The sequence below is a fragment of the Vreelandella azerica genome, assembly GCF_013112225.1.
GTDB classification, from domain to species: domain Bacteria; phylum Pseudomonadota; class Gammaproteobacteria; order Pseudomonadales; family Halomonadaceae; genus Vreelandella; species Vreelandella azerica.
Genome location: NZ_JABFHI010000014.1, coordinates 1 through 16,533 on the forward strand (window position 1 = coordinate 1; position 16,533 = coordinate 16,533).

Annotated in this window: 12 protein-coding genes and 4 pseudogenes; 4 read left to right on the forward strand and 12 right to left on the reverse strand. The window is 53.9% G+C overall.

Features of this window, described 5'->3' with window-relative positions:
* A pseudogene (locus HLB35_RS17725) lies at positions 1-170 on the reverse strand (NAD(P)H:quinone oxidoreductase); the annotation flags it as partial.
* Positions 171-239: 69 nt separating this feature from the next.
* Positions 240-728: a gamma-glutamylcyclotransferase family protein gene (locus HLB35_RS15935; RefSeq protein ID WP_328732301.1), complete on the reverse strand. Its 489-nt coding sequence runs from the start codon at positions 726-728 to the stop codon at positions 240-242.
* 117 nt (positions 729-845) lie between these two features.
* On the opposite strand from HLB35_RS15935, the gene smrA reads away from it, so the two are divergent.
* A complete protein-coding gene (gene smrA / locus HLB35_RS15940; RefSeq protein WP_171703340.1) occupies positions 846-1,436 on the forward strand; it encodes a DNA endonuclease SmrA in 591 nt (196 codons plus the stop codon).
* A gap of 129 nt (positions 1,437-1,565) precedes the next feature.
* Here the strand turns inward: smrA and HLB35_RS15945 are convergent, their stop codons facing one another.
* The 3 genes and pseudogenes from HLB35_RS15945 to metH form a co-directional block, all read right to left on the reverse strand.
* Positions 1,566-2,147 carry a DUF934 domain-containing protein gene (locus HLB35_RS15945; protein ID WP_171703341.1) on the reverse strand — a complete coding sequence of 194 codons (582 nt, stop codon included), beginning with the start codon at positions 2,145-2,147 and terminating at the stop codon, positions 1,566-1,568.
* Positions 2,137-3,791, reverse strand: a pseudogene (locus HLB35_RS15950) (nitrite/sulfite reductase). The gene HLB35_RS15945 and the pseudogene HLB35_RS15950 overlap by 11 nt, the downstream one beginning before the upstream one ends.
* A 195-nt stretch (positions 3,792-3,986) precedes the next feature.
* Positions 3,987-7,702, reverse strand: a pseudogene (gene metH / locus HLB35_RS15955) (methionine synthase).
* Between the two features lie 227 nt (positions 7,703-7,929).
* Here metH and nfuA point away from each other — a divergent pair.
* Positions 7,930-8,538, forward strand: a complete 609-nt coding sequence (gene nfuA / locus HLB35_RS15960) for a Fe-S biogenesis protein NfuA (protein WP_171703342.1) — start codon at positions 7,930-7,932, stop codon at positions 8,536-8,538.
* A gap of 91 nt (positions 8,539-8,629) precedes the next feature.
* Here nfuA and HLB35_RS15965 read toward each other — a convergent pair whose 3' ends face one another.
* Positions 8,630-9,715 carry a DNA-binding protein gene (locus tag HLB35_RS15965; RefSeq protein WP_171703343.1) on the reverse strand — a complete coding sequence of 362 codons (1,086 nt, stop codon included), beginning with the start codon at positions 9,713-9,715 and terminating at the stop codon, positions 8,630-8,632.
* Between the two features lie 315 nt (positions 9,716-10,030).
* Between HLB35_RS15965 and HLB35_RS15970 the strand changes: the two genes are divergently transcribed.
* Both HLB35_RS15970 and HLB35_RS15975 read left to right on the forward strand, forming a co-directional pair.
* A complete protein-coding gene (locus HLB35_RS15970; protein ID WP_171703351.1) occupies positions 10,031-11,125 on the forward strand; it encodes a tyrosine-type recombinase/integrase in 1,095 nt (364 codons plus the stop codon).
* Positions 11,126-11,202: 77 nt separating this feature from the next.
* Positions 11,203-11,613 carry a SufE family protein gene (locus HLB35_RS15975; protein WP_171703344.1) on the forward strand — a complete coding sequence of 137 codons (411 nt, stop codon included), beginning with the start codon at positions 11,203-11,205 and terminating at the stop codon, positions 11,611-11,613.
* Here HLB35_RS15975 and yidD read toward each other — a convergent pair.
* The 6 genes and pseudogenes from yidD to HLB35_RS16005 form a co-directional block, all read right to left on the reverse strand.
* Complete coding sequence (gene yidD / locus HLB35_RS15980) at positions 11,610-11,978, reverse strand: membrane protein insertion efficiency factor YidD (protein WP_171703345.1); 369 nt, start codon at positions 11,976-11,978, stop codon at positions 11,610-11,612. The genes HLB35_RS15975 and yidD overlap by 4 nt on opposite strands.
* Entirely contained in the window at positions 11,965-12,408 is a 444-nt protein-coding gene (gene hisI, locus HLB35_RS15985; RefSeq protein WP_171703346.1) for a phosphoribosyl-AMP cyclohydrolase, read from the reverse strand. The genes yidD and hisI overlap by 14 nt, the downstream gene beginning before the upstream one ends.
* Before the next feature lie 29 nt (positions 12,409-12,437).
* The gene (locus tag HLB35_RS15990; protein WP_171703347.1) at positions 12,438-12,884 is read right to left on the reverse strand and encodes a transcriptional repressor; all 447 of its coding nucleotides are present in this window, start codon (positions 12,882-12,884) and stop codon (positions 12,438-12,440) included.
* 41 nt (positions 12,885-12,925) lie between these two features.
* Positions 12,926-13,936: an alpha-L-glutamate ligase-like protein gene (locus HLB35_RS15995; protein WP_171703348.1), complete on the reverse strand. Its 1,011-nt coding sequence runs from the start codon at positions 13,934-13,936 to the stop codon at positions 12,926-12,928.
* Positions 13,936-15,455: pseudogene (locus HLB35_RS16000) on the reverse strand (inactive transglutaminase family protein). The gene HLB35_RS15995 and the pseudogene HLB35_RS16000 overlap by 1 nt, the downstream one beginning before the upstream one ends.
* A gap of 41 nt (positions 15,456-15,496) precedes the next feature.
* Positions 15,497-16,393 carry an ATP-dependent zinc protease family protein gene (locus tag HLB35_RS16005; RefSeq protein ID WP_171703349.1) on the reverse strand — a complete coding sequence of 299 codons (897 nt, stop codon included), beginning with the start codon at positions 16,391-16,393 and terminating at the stop codon, positions 15,497-15,499.
* Positions 16,394-16,533: the final 140 nt, after the last annotated feature.

The window sequence follows — 16,533 nt, forward strand, 5'->3', positions numbered from 1 at the left end:
AATGCCAGCCCAGCACAGTGGCGCAGGTCATCCAGCTCTGCATAAATGGCACCTTGTTCGGGAATATCCGGTTCAACGGCTTCACAGGTCGTTGAGACTGAGGGCACACAGCGTAGACGAGCCTGGATACCACCGATGCTTTCAACACCTTCGGCAATGTATCTGGCCATACTAGCCGTCGCGCCGCTACGTGAGTAATAGAGTACAAGAACATACGGAAGGGGGCACTCATACGGGCATTAATCTCCGACGATAAGGGGCGCTGGGTTATCTAACTCAACCGGTATAGTAGCAGAATCAGCCAGGCGTCGGTAAACCCAGGCGCGGGACCCATCCGCCAGGGTAATTTCCTGGCGGGAATAGCGCATGCCAAGGCGCTCATAGCGGTCCAGCCGTCTCAGCTGTTCAGGTGTCACTGTCAGGCGTAAGCCTTCAACATGGTCGTTTTCAGCGAAGGAAAGATCCAGGCCGTTTTTACGGTAGTTTTCCAAGCGTGCTGGCCTGGGTTGGCCGTTAGCTCCCATGACCAGCCAGCGGACGGGCGCATAGGTAAGTGTGCCGTAAACAAATACATGGTGTGTCCTCTGCTCAATATCAGCCACATCATCAGGGCGTTCATAAAACCATGGACTCAGCATGGTCAGCCATAACCAGGCTAACACGCTTACAACCCCCAGCAGGGCAATCACCAGCCAACGTCTTTTTCGCTTTGGGTTACTCAACATCATCTACGCCGCTCCCATAAGGTTTATCACACTGGGCTAAATCCCTGTGCTAACACTTTCCTTACTTAATTGGGAAAGTTTTTGTTAGCATAAGGCTTCCACCCGCCGGAGGAATTCAATATGAATCAGCCTATGCGTGATGACATGGATTTCAAGGCTTTAGTTGGTGATGTGCAGCCGCTTGGCCGCACGAACCTGGCCGATACTGGTAAAAAGCGTTCGCAGGCAACAGAAGCTCAGCAGGCTCGGCGTGAAGCGGCCCAGGCCGTGCTGGATGAGCGTAACTTCCTCTCTGATGATTTTGTTGATCTGTTACCCCCTTTCGACCCCATGGAGTTTCTGCGCGAAGGCGTTCAGCAAGCCGTGGTGGACAAACTCAGGCAGGGTGGCTATCCCGTTCAAGCCCAGCTGCACCTGATTCGACGCCCTCTGGCAGAATGTCGTCGTTTGTTGTTTCCTTTTGTGCATGACGCTTACAGCCACGACCTGCGCTCCGTTATGATTGTGCATGGGCGCGGAAGAGAAATGGACAGCCCGGCGAATGTACTGCGTTCCTACCTGGCCAAATGGCTCCAGCAGTTTGAGGAGGTTCAGGCCTATACTTCCGCGCAATCCTCAGATGGCGGATTAGGCGCCACCTGGGTGATGCTGCGCAAAAGCGAACGCGCAAAAGCCAGTAACCGTGAACGCCAACAGAAACGGCGTGGTTAAAGGCTAAGGTTCAGTTATTGGGAATACCGCAAAGAAGTGATCACAGGGCAGTTTCAACTGCCTTGTGACATAACATCTAAATGTTGAACCAGCTCTGCTTGAAATAGCTGTTTACACTGGCTACCTAGATTAACTGCATGCAAGCATTTCCCGCTCGGCAGGCTGGGCTTGGCGTCTTTCAAACATTGCCTGACGCAGCTCGACATCCGTTTGGTAACGCACGCTGATGGCGTTAATAGCGCGCAGTGCGTCTTCAGGATGCTGATCATGACGCAGCGCCATGGCGGTGAACCCACAGCGGCGCATATAGTCCAGCTGGTCAACCAGAACATCGCCAACGGCACGAATCTCACCCTGGTAGCCGAACCGCTCACGTAGCAGGCGCGCCAGCGTATAACCTCGGCCATCGGTAAAGGCCGGAAAATCAATCGCAATAGCGCTGGCTCGGTCAAGTTCGGCAGCCAAGGCAGGGCCGATCAGGGTGTCGCTGGCCAATAAGGGCGCCAGCTCCTCATCAGTACGATGGGCTTGCCATAAGGCCAAGGGAACGAAAGCAGGGCGTTGCTCGGGCAATGTTTCTTCAGCATAGGAAGCACACCAGGCGTTGATGTCTGCAAGTTCACCGTTAACGATCAGGTGGTCTGCATGCACCGGGATAACATCCGTTTCGTCTGCTTGCGTTGCATGGGCAGCTGAGTGATTACTGGGCATAAACACGCTCCTTGAAGGGTTTCAGGCCAATACGGCGGTAGGTATCCAGAAAGCGCTCATCATCGTGGCGTTGGGCAACATAGACTTCCAGTACCTTTTCGACCACAGCAGGCACGTCTTCGCGGAAGAAAGACGGGCCAAGAATCTTGCCAAGCGAGGCATCGTCGGTTGAATTACCGCCAATAGAAATCTGGTAGTACTCTTCGCCTTTTTATCGACCCCGAGAATCCCGATATGGCCGACATGGTGATGACCACAGGCGTTCATGCAGCCTGAAATATTCAGATCCAGCGGGCCGAGGTCATAGAGAAAGTCCAGATCCTCAAAACGCTCCTGCAGTGCCTGGGCGATGGGGATGGAAACCGCATTTGCCAGGCCACAATAGTCACCGCCGGGGCAGCAGATGATATCGTTGAGGGTGCCTACCGTGGGGTTGGCCATTCCCAGGGCGTCCAGTTCCTGCCAGAGAGCTTGCAGTTCATCTACGGGAACATCCGATAGCACAAGGTTCTGTTCGTGGGTCACTCGCACTTCACCAAAGCTGTAACGGTCGGCCAGATCCGCCACGGCGTCCATCTGGTCAGCCGTCACATCCCCTGGGGCATGTTCGCGACGCTTGAGAGAGAGGGTCACCGCTTTATAGCCTGGCACCTTATGCTCAGTGACGTTATTAGTCACAAAGCGGGCAAAAGCACGGTTTTCGTTGCGCAGCTGTTCATATTCCTGCACAGCGCTTTCAGCAACGGCGCGCCTTTGCGGTTCGGAGAAATGCGCTTTGGCAGCGTCAACTGCGGGCTGATTGAGGGTTTGCGGCCCATCCTTGAGATGCATCCACTCTTCTTCTGCTCTACGACGAAATTCCTCAATGCCGAGTGCCTTGACCAGAATCTTGATACGTGCCTTGAACTTGTTATCACGCCGACCAAACTGGTTGTACACACGCACACAGGCTTCCAGATAGGTCAACAGATGCTGCCAGGGCAGATCCTCCCGTACCACGTCGCCAATCATGGGAGTACGCCCAAGGCCGCCACCTGCCAGCACTTTTATGCGCAGCTCGCCCTCGGCATTGCGCCAGAAACGCAGGCCAATATCATGTACCTGAATGGCAGCACGATCTTCGGACGCGCCGCTGACGGCAATCTTGAACTTGCGCGGCAAATAGGCAAATTCAGGGTGTAAGGTTGACCACTGGCGAATCAGTTCACACCAGGGGCGTGGGTCTTCCACTTCATCGCCAGCAATTCCTGCGAACTGGTCGCTGGTGGTATTGCGGATACAGTTGCCGCTGGTCTGAATGGCATGCATTTGCACCTTGGACAGATCCGCCAGGATATCGGGAATATCCTCTAGCGCTGGCCAGTTAAGCTGCAGGTTCTGGCGGGTGGTAAAGTGGCCGTAACCTCGGTCATAGCGTCGGGTAATTGCCGCTAGAGCGCGCAGTTGGTAACCCGCCAGCATTCCATAAGGGATGGCGATCCGCAGCATGGGGGCATGTTTTTGAATATACAGGCCGTTTTGCAGGCGTAGCGGGCGAAATTCTTCTTCTCCCAGCCGCCCGGAGCGATAGCGCTGCATCTGATCACGGAACTGAGCAACGCGTTCGTCAACCAGGGTCTGGTCGTGAATATCGTAACGGTACATAAATGGCTGAACCCTGCTGAATGCACATTAAGGCTGTGCAGGTGTCATTGGCATGGCGTTGAGTAAAGCTTTCAACGCCATGCGTGGTTCATAACACTCTAACAAGGGCCATATATACTTCAAAGTAATATATAATTATTTTTTTATTACTTTATCGTTCGTTAAGGTGATGTCGTCGCAATGATTGACGATCTCTCACGCCACGGGTGCCTTTTCTTCGGCAGGCTCATAGGAAAGCACCGGTGCCAGCCAACGTTCCAGGTAGGAGAGTGGCATGCCCTTACGCTGCGCCAGCACCTCTACCTGATCGCGGGTAATCTTACCGGTCGAAAAATATTTCGATTGCGGATGGGAGAAATACCAGCCGGATACCGCAGCGGCGGGCCACATGGCGAAGTTTTCCGTCAGCTCAAGGCCGGTATGGCGAGGCGCATCAAGCAGTTCGAAAAGGGCCGTTTTCTCAGTATGATCCGGGCAGGCAGGATAGCCAGGGGCAGGGCGGATGCCCTGATATTTCTCGGCAATCAGTGCCTCATTATCCAGTGATTCTTCAGGTACATAGCCCCAGAGCTCCTTGCGCACCCGTTCATGCAAGCGTTCGGCAAAGGCTTCCGCCAGGCGGTCGGTCAATGCCTGTACCATGATGGCGTTGTAGTCATCGCCGGCTGCTTCATAAGCCTTGGTAAGCGCCTGCACGCCGTGGCCGGTGGTGACGGCAAAGCCACCGATCCAATCCGCGGTGCCTGTCTCTTTCGGAGCAATAAAGTCAGCCAAGCTATAGCACAGGCCATCGCGGCCCTTGGTGGTCTGCTGACGAATATGATGCAATCGCTTGATGACGTCCTGGCGGTTCTCGTCGCGATAAACTTCGATCACGTCATCGTCAATGCTGTTGGCTGGCCAGAAGCCTACCACGCCCTGAGCCTTGATCAGATTTTCATCGATCAGCTTCTTGAGCATTGCCTGGGCATCACTGAACAGGTTGCGTGCGGCTTCCCCTACGACCTTATCATCCAGGATTTTCGGGTATTTACCTGCCAGTTGCCAGCTCATGAAAAACGGCGTCCAGTCAATCCGTTCGACAAGCTCTGTAAGGTTGTATTCATCAAAGACCTTGATGCCGGTAAACCCTGGAGCAGGCGGGGTGTAGGTCGTCCACTCTGTGCGAAAACGCCGTTTGCGCGCTTGCTCGTAACTCAGATCCGCCGCTTTCGGGCGACGCTTGGCATTACGTTCACGCACCTTTTCATATTCGCTACGGATCTCAGCCACATAGCTGTGTTTAAGCGAGTCAGTCAGCAAGTGCCCAGCTACCCCGACGGCGCGGGACGCATCGGTGACGTAGATCACCGGGTGTTCATACTGAGGTTCGATCTTGACAGCGGTGTGCGCTTTTGACGTCGTAGCGCCACCGATCAGCAGCGGCAAGTTCATCTTGCGTCGCTGCATTTCCTTGGCAACGTGGACCATTTCATCCAGAGAAGGAGTAATCAGTCCGGAAAGGCCGATAATGTCGGCGTTATGCTCCTCGGCGGCCTGGAGGATTTTCTCGGTAGGCACCATAACGCCCAGATCAATGACTTCGTAGTTATTACATTGCAGCACGACGCCGACAATATTCTTGCCAATGTCATGCACGTCGCCCTTGACGGTCGCCATGACGATCTTGCCTTTGGCCTTGGTAGCCTCAGTTTTTTCCGCTTCGATATAGGGGATCAGGTAGGCTACCGCTTGTTTCATTACCCGCGCGGACTTAACCACCTGAGGCAAAAACATCTTGCCGTCACCAAACAGGTCACCGACCACATTCATGCCGTCCATCAGCGGGCCTTCAATCACCTCAATGGGGCGTTCGGCCTGGGCTCTGGCCTCTTCGGTGTCGTCTTCGATATAGGCGGTAACCCCTTGACCAGGGCATGCTCAATACGCTTGTTGACGGGCCACTCGCGCCATTCAAGATCTTCCTTGCGGGCGTTGCCGCTACCATCACCCTTGAACTGGTCGGCAATCTCCAGCAGGCGTTCAGTGCCGTCGTCACGGCGGTTAAGCACCACATCTTCGACGGCGTCGCGCAATTCGCTGGGCAAGTCGTCATAGACCGCCAGCTGGCCGGCATTGACGATCCCCATCGACAGTCCGGCGCGAATGGCGTGATAGAGAAAGACGGAGTGTATCGCCTCGCGAACGGCATTATTGCCCCGGAACGAGAACGACACATTGGAGACGCCGCCGGATACCATGGCGTGGGGCAGGTGCTCACGGATCCAGCGGGTTGCCTCGATAAAGTCAACCGCGTAGTTGTTATGCTCTTCAATACCAGTGGCAATGGCAAAGATATTGGGGTCAAAGATGATGTCTTCCGGCGGAAAGCCGATATCATCGACCAGCACGCGATAGGCGCGTTCACAGATTTCAGTCTTGCGTGCAAACGTATCCGCCTGGCCCTGTTCATCAAACGCCATCACTACGATAGCAGCGCCATAGCGACGGCATTTGGTGGCCTGTTCACGAAAGGCGGCTTCTCCTTCCTTAAGGGAAATCGAATTGACCACTGCCTTGCCCTGAACACATTGCAGACCCGCTTCGATAATCTCCCACTTGGAAGAGTCGATCATAATAGGCACGCGGGCAATATCCGGCTCACCGGCAATCAGGTTCAGAAAGCGCACCATGGCATCCTGGGATTCGAGCATCCCCTCATCCATGTTGATATCAATCACCTGGGCGCCGTTTTCAACCTGCTCCAGCGCCACCTCCAGAGCGGTGGTGTAATCTTCCTCAACGATCAGCCGCTTGAAACGCGCCGAACCGGTCACATTGGTGCGCTCACCCACGTTAACGAACAGGGAATCGGAAGCGATACTAAAAGGCTCAAGACCCGACAAACGGCAGGCCGCCGGGCGCTTGGGCACTGTACGCGGCTTGACGCCGGATACCGCCTCAGCCACTGCCCGGATATGCTCCGGGGTGGATCCACAGCAGCCGCCGATAATATTCACCAGGCCACTGCTGGCAAATTCGCCAACAATGCTGGCCATTTCTTCTGGCGTCTGGTCATACTCGCCAAATTCGTTGGGCAGACCGGCATTGGGATGGGCCGAGACAAAGGTGTCTGCCTTGGTGGCCAGCTCTTCCAGATAAGGGCGCAGCTCTTCAGCACCGAGCGCGCAATTAAGGCCAATAGACAGCGGCCGGGCATGCCTGACCGAGTTCCAGAAGGCCTCTGTCGTCTGCCCGGAAAGAGTACGGCCTGAGGCATCGGTAATCGTGCCGGATATCATTACCGGTAGACGCTCACCACGCTGATCAAACAGTTCTTCAAGGGCGTAGATGGCCGCCTTAGCGTTCAGGGTATCGAAAATGGTTTCGATCAGAATCAGATCGGCCCCACCTTCGATCAGGGCAATGGCTGCTTCACGGTAATTTGTACACAGCTCATTGAAGGTAACGTTGCGCTTTGCCGGGTCATTAACATCCGGCGACAGTGAGGCGGTACGCGACGTTGGCCCGAGTACGCCGGCAACGTAACGTGGCTGACCGGTTTCCTGAGCCACTGCATCGCAGACTTCCCGGGCAATGCGGGCAGATTCACGGTTGATTTCGACCACCAGATCTTCCATGCCATAATCTGATTGCGATAGCCGTGTACTATTAAAGGTATTGGTCTCGATGATATCTGCACCGGCTTCCAGATAGGCACGGTGAATACGTGCCACCACATCCGGGCAGGTAAGTGCTAGCAGATCATTATTGCCTTTAAGATCAGAGGGCCAATCCTGGAAACGCTCACCACGGAACTCCGCTTCGCTTAATTCGGCGTTCTGCAGCATGGTGCCCATGCCGCCATCAAGGATCAGAATACGTTGAGAAAGACGTTCGTTTAAAGTCGCAGTCAAGACACTAGCAGACATGGCAGGAATAAGTCTCCAGCATTACCATCATCAAAAGGATGGTAAAACTTTAATAATTAGCAAAAGAATAAACATAATACTACCAGAGCACGGCGCCTGACACAGTATCCATAGCATAAAGCCTACTAAAATACTCGGGATTGTGTCGGCGGTGAGTTTTGCTTACCATAGAGAAAAATCTGATGTGCAAGTGGTTTTCGCCACCGCCACGAGAGGAATAGACCCCCATGAGCACGACCGAAACAGAACTCCAAGGTATTGAAATCACCGACAGCGCACAAGAATATCTGGCCGAACTGCTTGAAAAGCAGAATGTTGATGGCATTGCCGTGCGTATCTTTATCACTCAGCCAGGAACGCCCTATGCAGAAACCTGCCTGGCTTACTGCCGCCCAGGGGAAGAAGAACCCACCGACGAAAAGCTTGAACTGGAGAAGATCAGTGCGTTTTTGGACAAGAACAGCCTGCCTTTTCTGGAAGAAGCGGTTGTCGATTTCAACGCCGACCGCATGGGTGGCCAACTGACCATTAAGGCGCCCAACGCCAAGATGCCCAAGGTCAATGCCGATAGTCCGTTGGAAGATCGCATTAACTATACCCTGTACAGTGAGATCAATCCTGGGCTTGCTGCTCACGGTGGTGAAATCAAACTGATCGAATTGACCGACGACAAGGTGGCGGTTCTGGCCTTTGGCGGCGGTTGCCAAGGGTGCGCTGCGGTGGATTTGACCCTGAAGGATGGCGTGGAAAAAACCTTGATGGAGCGCATCCCTGAATTGGCGGGTATCCGCGATGTGACCGACCATACCGACACTACCAACGCCTATTACCGTTAGGCGTTACTCAGTCATTATAGGCTGAGTCAATAGTTTAAAAGTGCAAATCTAGATCAAATCAGGCGCCTGCTTTAAAAGCTTGGCGCCTTTTTTATGACTGTGATGGCCCATCATTCACCGTCTGTTCAGATGATTCCCGAGCATCCTGCGGCTCGCCGTCACCGCTCAGGCGGGTGGGCAGTGTCGACATCTGACGCTGTAGAGCCTGTACGCTATCCATGATGTCCTTCTGCCACTGGCCACCTTGCTGCTTGAGCGCGTCAGTATACTGCTGCTGCCAACGCGCTTGTTCCTGCCGGGCCGATTCCAGTTGCGCCTGATGCTGCGCTAGCTGGTGTTGCAACTGCCCGTTCAGGCGTGATTTTTCTTCCAGCGATTGCTCCGTCAGCGCCAGCCTGGATGCTAACTCCTGGCGTGCCTGCTGCTCACCTTTTAAAGAGGACTGAAGTTTTACGAGACGCTCTTCCTGCTGCTGTAACTTTTTATTCAGGGCTTTTTGTTCAGTGGCACGCTCCTGGCGTGTGTTATCCAGCAGGCTCATCAGTCTGGCTTCAGTGGTTTCGTTACGCTGCTGTTCCTGCTTCAGCTGTTGTTCCAGGCGTTGCTCTTGTTGGTGCATCTCTGCCTGATGGCGATCTGCACTGTCTTGCAGTTGCTGGTGTACGTCATTGAGCTGTTTCACCGCCTGATCATGAGCACTGGCATGGCGCTGGGATTCCACTTCCCAGTGCTCGGCATGGGCCTGAGCTTGAGCCAGCGCCGTGGTGGCCTTGCTCAGCTGTTCCTCGATATGGCGTAAATGCGCCGTCAGCGCATTTTCCCGCTGTTCAGCATTCGCCGCTTTCTGCTTTTCCTGCTCAACGGTCTGCTGTGCGTCAGCCACCTTCCTGTCAGCTTCTTCCCGGTAATGCAAAAGCCCTTGGTGGGCGGCTTCCTGCGCCTGACGCCATAGTTCTGAAGCTGTCGTTACCACCACTTCAGGCACGCCTTTAGGTGGCGGGACATCCTTGTTCTGTTCGCGTTCGTGACGCCAGTGGCGGAAATGCTCGCTGATGGTCGTAAAGCTGCCGGTGCCCAATACATCGCGGATACGCTGCACGCTGGGGGTGTCGCCCCGGGTCAGAAGTTCATCGATTGCCTGTTGTACGTCACTGTACTGGATGCCATTGCGCGCCATTCGTTGCTCCTTAGGCAGCTTGATTTAGCCGTGATTATAACGGATTTTTGCTAGCGATGGTGCACAAATAGCGTAAATTACATATTACGTATTATGTAATAATATTTATTCTAAAAAGATAAATTCAAGATTACCCGCATTATCTTGAATTTTTTCAGCAGTAATGGCACTGTCAGTGATGCATAGTTCATAGGTGCGATAGAGATCTTCAGGCTATCAAAACAGCAGCATTCAAAGGGGCAGGGCGTGGATACAGGATTGGAATCTCAAAGTGCTGTCAGTGTCAGTAAAAACAATGCTTTAAGTAGCGAGTGGCTGCCTGGCAAGCCGCACCGCCACCCGTCGTTGCGTATCAACGCTCACAGCGATACCGACGCTGTTAGTCACTGGCTAAGCGAATACACCGCCAGCCCGCAAACCTGGCGTGCCTACCAGCGCGAAGCGGAGCGTTTGCTGTTATGGCTTGCCCAGCAACCACTGAGCCTGAATGACGTTGATCGCGCAGTGCTTCAGGCGTTTGAGGCCTTTCTGGCAGACCCGCAGCCAAGTACGGTATGGGTCGGGCCTTCAAAACCCAGGCAGCACCCAGAGTGGCGACCTTTTAGAGGCCCTTTATCAGCCGCCAGCCGTCGCCAGAGCCTGGTCATCCTGCAAGGCATGTTCAGTTGGCTGGTAGAAGCTGGCTGGGTGAGCCACAACCCGTTTCGCTTGATGCGTGATAAATCCCGGCGCCTGAACAATCAGGCCCCGCGGATTGAGCGCTATCTGGAAAAAAGCCTGTGGGATTGGCTGTGGATGTGGTTACAGCGGGAGGTAGACGGCCACCCGCGCGCTCAATTTGAGCAGGCGCGCCGCCGGATTATCTTCGCCTTTGCCTATATGCTGGCCCCACGCATCAGCGAAATGGCCGCGGCGAACATGGGCGATATCTACCAAAGGGAAGGGCGCTGGTGGTGGGAGGTGACCGGCAAGGGCGCCAAGCTGGCCCAGGTACCGGTACCGGATGATTTCATGCGCCACCTGGCACAATGGAGAGAAGCACTGGGGTTGACGCCTCAACCGCTATTTCAGGAAGACACACCCTTGTTGCGCTCGCTGAATGGCCAGCGCAGCATCAGCGATAATCAGCTCTATCGTCTGATCCGCGCCACCTTTCAGCAAGCGGCGGATGCGCTGGAACAGGAGGGCGGTAGCAAGGCTCAGATAGAGGCATTACGCCATGCCACGCCTCACTGGCTGCGTCATACGGCAATTACCCACCAGGCCCAGGCAGGTATCAGTTTGCGCTACCTGGCTGAAAGTGCCCGCCATGCGCGGCTGGAAACCACTTCCCGATATTTACACAACGAAGACGAGCAGTGGCACCATGAACAACAGCGCCACCGTTTACACTCAACATCGCCCGAGTAAGGCGATACGCGTTATAATTTCCCTATGTTCACAAAGTCGTTTATAAAGCATCCAACTGACACGAGTAGAGAGCTATCATGAGTACTGAGCAAGCCCAGCAAGAGTTAGTTGAAGAGTTCGAGATATTTGATAACTGGATGGATCGTTATCAATATATTATTGATATGGGCAAGCAGCTGCCTGAATTTCCAGACACATTGAAAACAGAGGAAAACAAGATTCAGGGCTGTCAATCCAATGTCTGGATGATCCATGAGCAGCAGGGCGACAAGCTGACCTTCAAGGCGACGTCCGATGCTGCGATTGTCTCTGGGCTAATTGCCGTATTGCTGCGTATCTATAGCGAACGCAGCGCGGATGACATTCAGAATACGCCGCCCCACTTCATGGCGGATCTGGGGCTCGACAAGCATCTGTCGCCGACCCGCAGCAATGGCCTGAATGCCATGCTGGAACGTATTTATAGCGTCGCTAAACAGTCAAGCTAAGGCGCTTTTTTATCGGTAGTTTCTTGATGGTTATCCGTGCAATTATCTTCCCGGCGTAGTTCTTCACTGCATAGTTCTTCGCTGCGCCCACCGGGCACAGGGTCCATGCCGCCGGGGTTGCCTGGGTGGCACTTGATGATACGCCGGATCGCCATCCATCCGCCTTTGAAGGGGCCATGTACCTGTAGCGCTTCTATAGTGTAGGACGAGCAGCTGGGCCAGAAGCGGCAGCGTGGCCCGAGCAGCGGGCTGATCACCAACTGATAAATGCGGATCAGCCCAACCAGCAATAACACCAACGCGCGTTTTAGGCCCTTAGCGACTGCACGCCATACTCTCGGTAGTGAGAACTCAAGCCTTGCCATACAGCTCAGCAGGATCGATAAGCGGCTGAGCATTAATTTCCACTCGGTTATCAGCAAGCTCAATATAGAAACAGCTGCGCCGACCGGAGTGGCAGGCAGGGCCGGTTTGATCCACCTGAACCAGCAGGGTGTCACCATCACAGTCCAGCGCCGCTGATTTCAAGCGCTGCTGCTGACCGGAAGATTCACCCTTACGCCATAGCTTCCCGCGTGAACGCGAATAATAGCAAACCCGCCCAGTACGCAGCGTTTCATCCAGCGCTTCTCGATTCATCCAGGCCATCATCAATACTTCACCGCTATCAAACTGCTGGGCAATGGCGGGAATCAAGCCCTGCTCGTTGAACTTAATAGCATCCAGCAGAGTATTCAGGTCAGGCAGGTCAATGGCTGGTTTGGCCGGCTCTAGCTGTTTGAACAGGGTCGACATAAAGCTCTCTTAAAATAACGATGATTAATTTATTCAGCCGCTGACTGGCAGCGGGCACACAAGCCCTGCAGTTCTATGGTCTGACGCTCTACCTGGAAGCCTTTGTCAGCAGCCTTAGTGGCTAGCTGCGAACCAATATCGTCAAGATGCAGCTCTTCCACGTAGCCGCAAACGCGGCAGATCAAAAGCTGGAAGCCGTGAGTATGCTCAGGGCAGGCGCAGGCCACATAGGCATTCTGCGATTCAATGCGATGCACCAGACCCTGTTCTATCAGAAAATCCAGCGCACGATAAACCGTCGGCGGACGCGCGGCTGCATGCTCAGTTGAGAGCTGATCGAGCAGATCATAGGCTTTCAGACCGCCACCGCTGTGGGCTATCAATTCCAGCACTTTACGACGTATAGGCGTGAAGCGTACGCCACGTGACTGGCATTGGTTAGCAGCTTGCTTGATCAAGGCGGTAGTCTGAGGCATGCAACGACTCTAGGTAGCTAAATTAAAAAATCAAAATCAGTTTACGTGTTTACGCCCAGCGTGTCAGCGCTGCTGACAAGCTCGCTGCGCCGTGCAAAGTGGTGCTGGGCAAAAGCGACTCTGGCCTGAGGCTCCATGCCTTCCGGTTGACGTTCGATAAGATCCAGGCGCGGTCGCAAACCTTCTCCGTTGGTCATCTGAATCGCCAGCCCCGGGCGCGCATTCAGTTCCAGCAGCATAGGGCCATGATCACGATCAAGCACCATATCGGTGCCCAAGTAGCCCAAGCCTGTCATTTCATAGCAGCTGGCCGCCAGGTTGAGCAGGGTTTGCCAGTGCGGCACCTTAAGGCCGGCCAGATCATGGTCTGTATCCGGGTGATGCTGGCAAGGGCGGTCAAACTGCACGCCGCGCAGTGCATATCCGCTGGCAATGTCCAGCCCGACACCGACCGCTCCCTGATGCAGATTGGCTTTGCCATCTGACGCGGCGGTTGAAAGGCGCATCATAGCCATTACCGGGTAGCCTTTGAAAATGATCACACGAATATCCGGCACGCCTTCATAGGTGTAGGCCAGCAGACTCTCATCGAAATTAATCAGCGTTTCGATGACGGCGACATCCGGTGAACCGCCCAGCGAGTAAAGGCCAGAGAGAATATTCGATACGTGGCGCTCTATATCAACCAGCGATAGCCGGGCGCCGCTAGGCTTGATAAATGCCTGACCGTCACACCGTTCGATCACTAGAATGCCTTTGCCTCCGCTACCCTTGGCCGGTTTGACCACAAAACCCCCGTGCCCTTGCAAGATGGCTCCCAGCCGCTTGATACCGAACTGGGTTTCCACCGTGCCAATTAAAGCCGGTGAGGTGACGCCATGGGACTGGGCAAGCAGTTTGGTCTTGAGTTTGTCGTCCACCAGCGGATAGAGGCGTCGGTTATTATAGCGGCCGATATAGCGGATATTACGCCGGTTCATGCCGATGATGCCTTTATCCCGTAGGCGTGAAGGCGATGTCCACTGCAGCGTCAGCTGATTCAAAATCCCCATCACGAAGGCTCATCATCGGTGATAGGCTTGAAGCGCCGCAGTTCAAGCAGGCGGTAACCGGTATAGTTCCCCAGCAACAGGATCAGCGCCATCAGGATTAACTGGACGCCCAAAAAGTTAAAAGTAATGTGGCGTACGATAGGATTGTTCATCGCCAGAAAGGCCAAAACAGCGGTAATCAGGCTGCCGCCCCTTGAATCAGAACCTGCTTGGGGCCTTCCTCTTCCCACAGGATCGACATGCGCTCTATTGTCCAGGCCAGGATGATCATCGGGAAAAAGGTAATCGTAAGCCCCGCGTTAAGCCCCATCCGGTAGGCGACAACCGAAAAGATCGAGATAATCGCTATCACTGTAATAATTACCGCTGAAACCCTGGCGACCAACAGCAGGTTGAGATAGGACAGGTAATTACGGATCACCAGGCCTACTGCAACGATAAGCAAGAATCCAATCAGCCCGGTCAGAAGCGTGGTCTGAATAAAGGCCAGCGCAATCAGCACGGGCATAAAGGTGCCGGAGGTTTTGATACCTACCAGTACACGCAGGAAAACTACCATCAGCGCGCCAATCGGAATCAGCAGGATTGTCTGGAATAACGCCTGTTCCTCAAGCGGCAGGCTGTGAATTGAAAAGTTGAGCAGGGTGTCTTCAGAGAGATGGTTGCGCACCGCCGCAGAAGCAGGCTGGGAGTGAGTCAGCATGGAAAAGGTCACCCGCGAACTCGATCCGCCCAACACTTCCAGTATGGCCTGGCCGCCCGTTTCCCATAACAATAAATTATCAGGTTTTCCCTGTTCGCCGGTTTCCGGGTCAAATAACCACCATTGTTTGTCGTTCTCGCTGTAGACCTGAATCCAGTCGGTCAATGTCTGGCGGCGTCGGCCGTCTTCAAGCAGCAGACCACTGATGATGCGCGCTTTGACATCAGCCTGACCAAGCAGCCTTACGATCAGTTCGCCGGGCTCAAACTGGGTCAGCAGCAAGCGAGCGTTTTCACCTTGCTGCTCGCCATTCACATCACGGATTAATTCCCGTGCAAACGATGCATTATTGGCACTGCGTGACCAGGCGCGTTCAATGACTTCAGTGGCAGCCGTGTCATAGGGGCGTTCCCACACTGTTGCAGTAGGGAGCTCTGGTGGTAATTGCTGAGGCGCACGCGCATCCGGTGATACCAGTACCTGGGCTGAATAATACAACTGCTGGGAGCCAATGGCCTGACGAATCGACCATTGTGCACGGCGGCCCAACTCATTGACCTGGTAGGCGAGCCCATAACCGGACGACGCGGTATTTTCAGTCAGAATCCGAAATCCTTGCTGATGGGAAGGCAGCGCAAAATTGACTTCAACCGGCCCATTCTGGGCGTTGAAGTTGATCATGGCTTCAACCTCCCAGACTTCTTGCTGTTTGCCAGGCAACCAGGGGATTTCAAACTGCAAATGACGCTGTACACTCATGGCGGTGCCAGCGACCAATAAAAGCCCAACGATAAAATAGAAGGGGAGACGTGACATTATGCTTCCTTGGTTAGGTAGCCAATCAGAACAATAGGCCGTTACTCGTCGCTCATATCCGTGTCTGATGACTGATCATTGAGCGCTTGTTCAGAGGAAGCGCCGCCAGAAAATTCTGGCCGCTCATGCAGGTAGCTCTCGGCCACATCAATAAGCGCAATATCAAGCAAAAAGCGTCTGCCCAGCAGTACAGGGAAATTGAGGTGGGTACGGTCATTGAGGGTAAATTCAGCATGCTGACGAATCGGCCCCAGGGTGATCAGTAATGAAATTACCGGGCGCGAATCTTCACCTGTCGCCTGTAACACCTTGACCCGACGTTCAACCGGAGCTTCAAACCATTTATTCTTAACACTCTTTACGACGACATCATCGTCATTAAGTGCCAATTTGAAACGTACCCAATCCTCGCCGTCACGTTCAAAAGGAGTGATTTCCCTGGTAGAAAGCGATGCCGTGTTGGCACCAGAATCAATACGCGCTTTAAGATAGGTGCCTAAATGCGGCAATCCGATCCATTCACTGCGGCCCACCAGGGTTTTGTTGCCACTGGGTGAATCCTCTTGGCGGCATGCTTCGCCGACGCTTACTTGTTGAGCGCCCGGCGCAGTTGTTTGCGGCGCCGCCAGTACCAAATCATCCACGTTATTGTTGAGTCGTCTTAGCAAACTGCCAATTTCACGCACATCAGCCGTCATACGCTGCGCCTGGCGCTGCTGGCTGTCTAATAGCGCAGAAGTATCACATTGTGATTGAAGGGATAATGCCAACTCATCAATCCGCTGCTCAAACGCTTCTGTACTCAGCGGCTTGGGCGTGTCGTCCTGAGATTGCTCAGGTATAAAAGCGGAACACCCGGTTAGCAGGGCCGCTAGCAGAGTTCCCAGCAAGAGACGGGGGCACGTCTGTAGCTGGAGGTAGGTAAAACGGCCATCCATGAACAACCTTTGCGCATAGTAGACGATATCCTTGATCAACGAATAAGGAATGATAAGGAGTCGATAGCAAGCTTGTCCAACGACATCATGATTATATTATGAACAAATAGTAGATCACACTATACTATTTAACATAATAT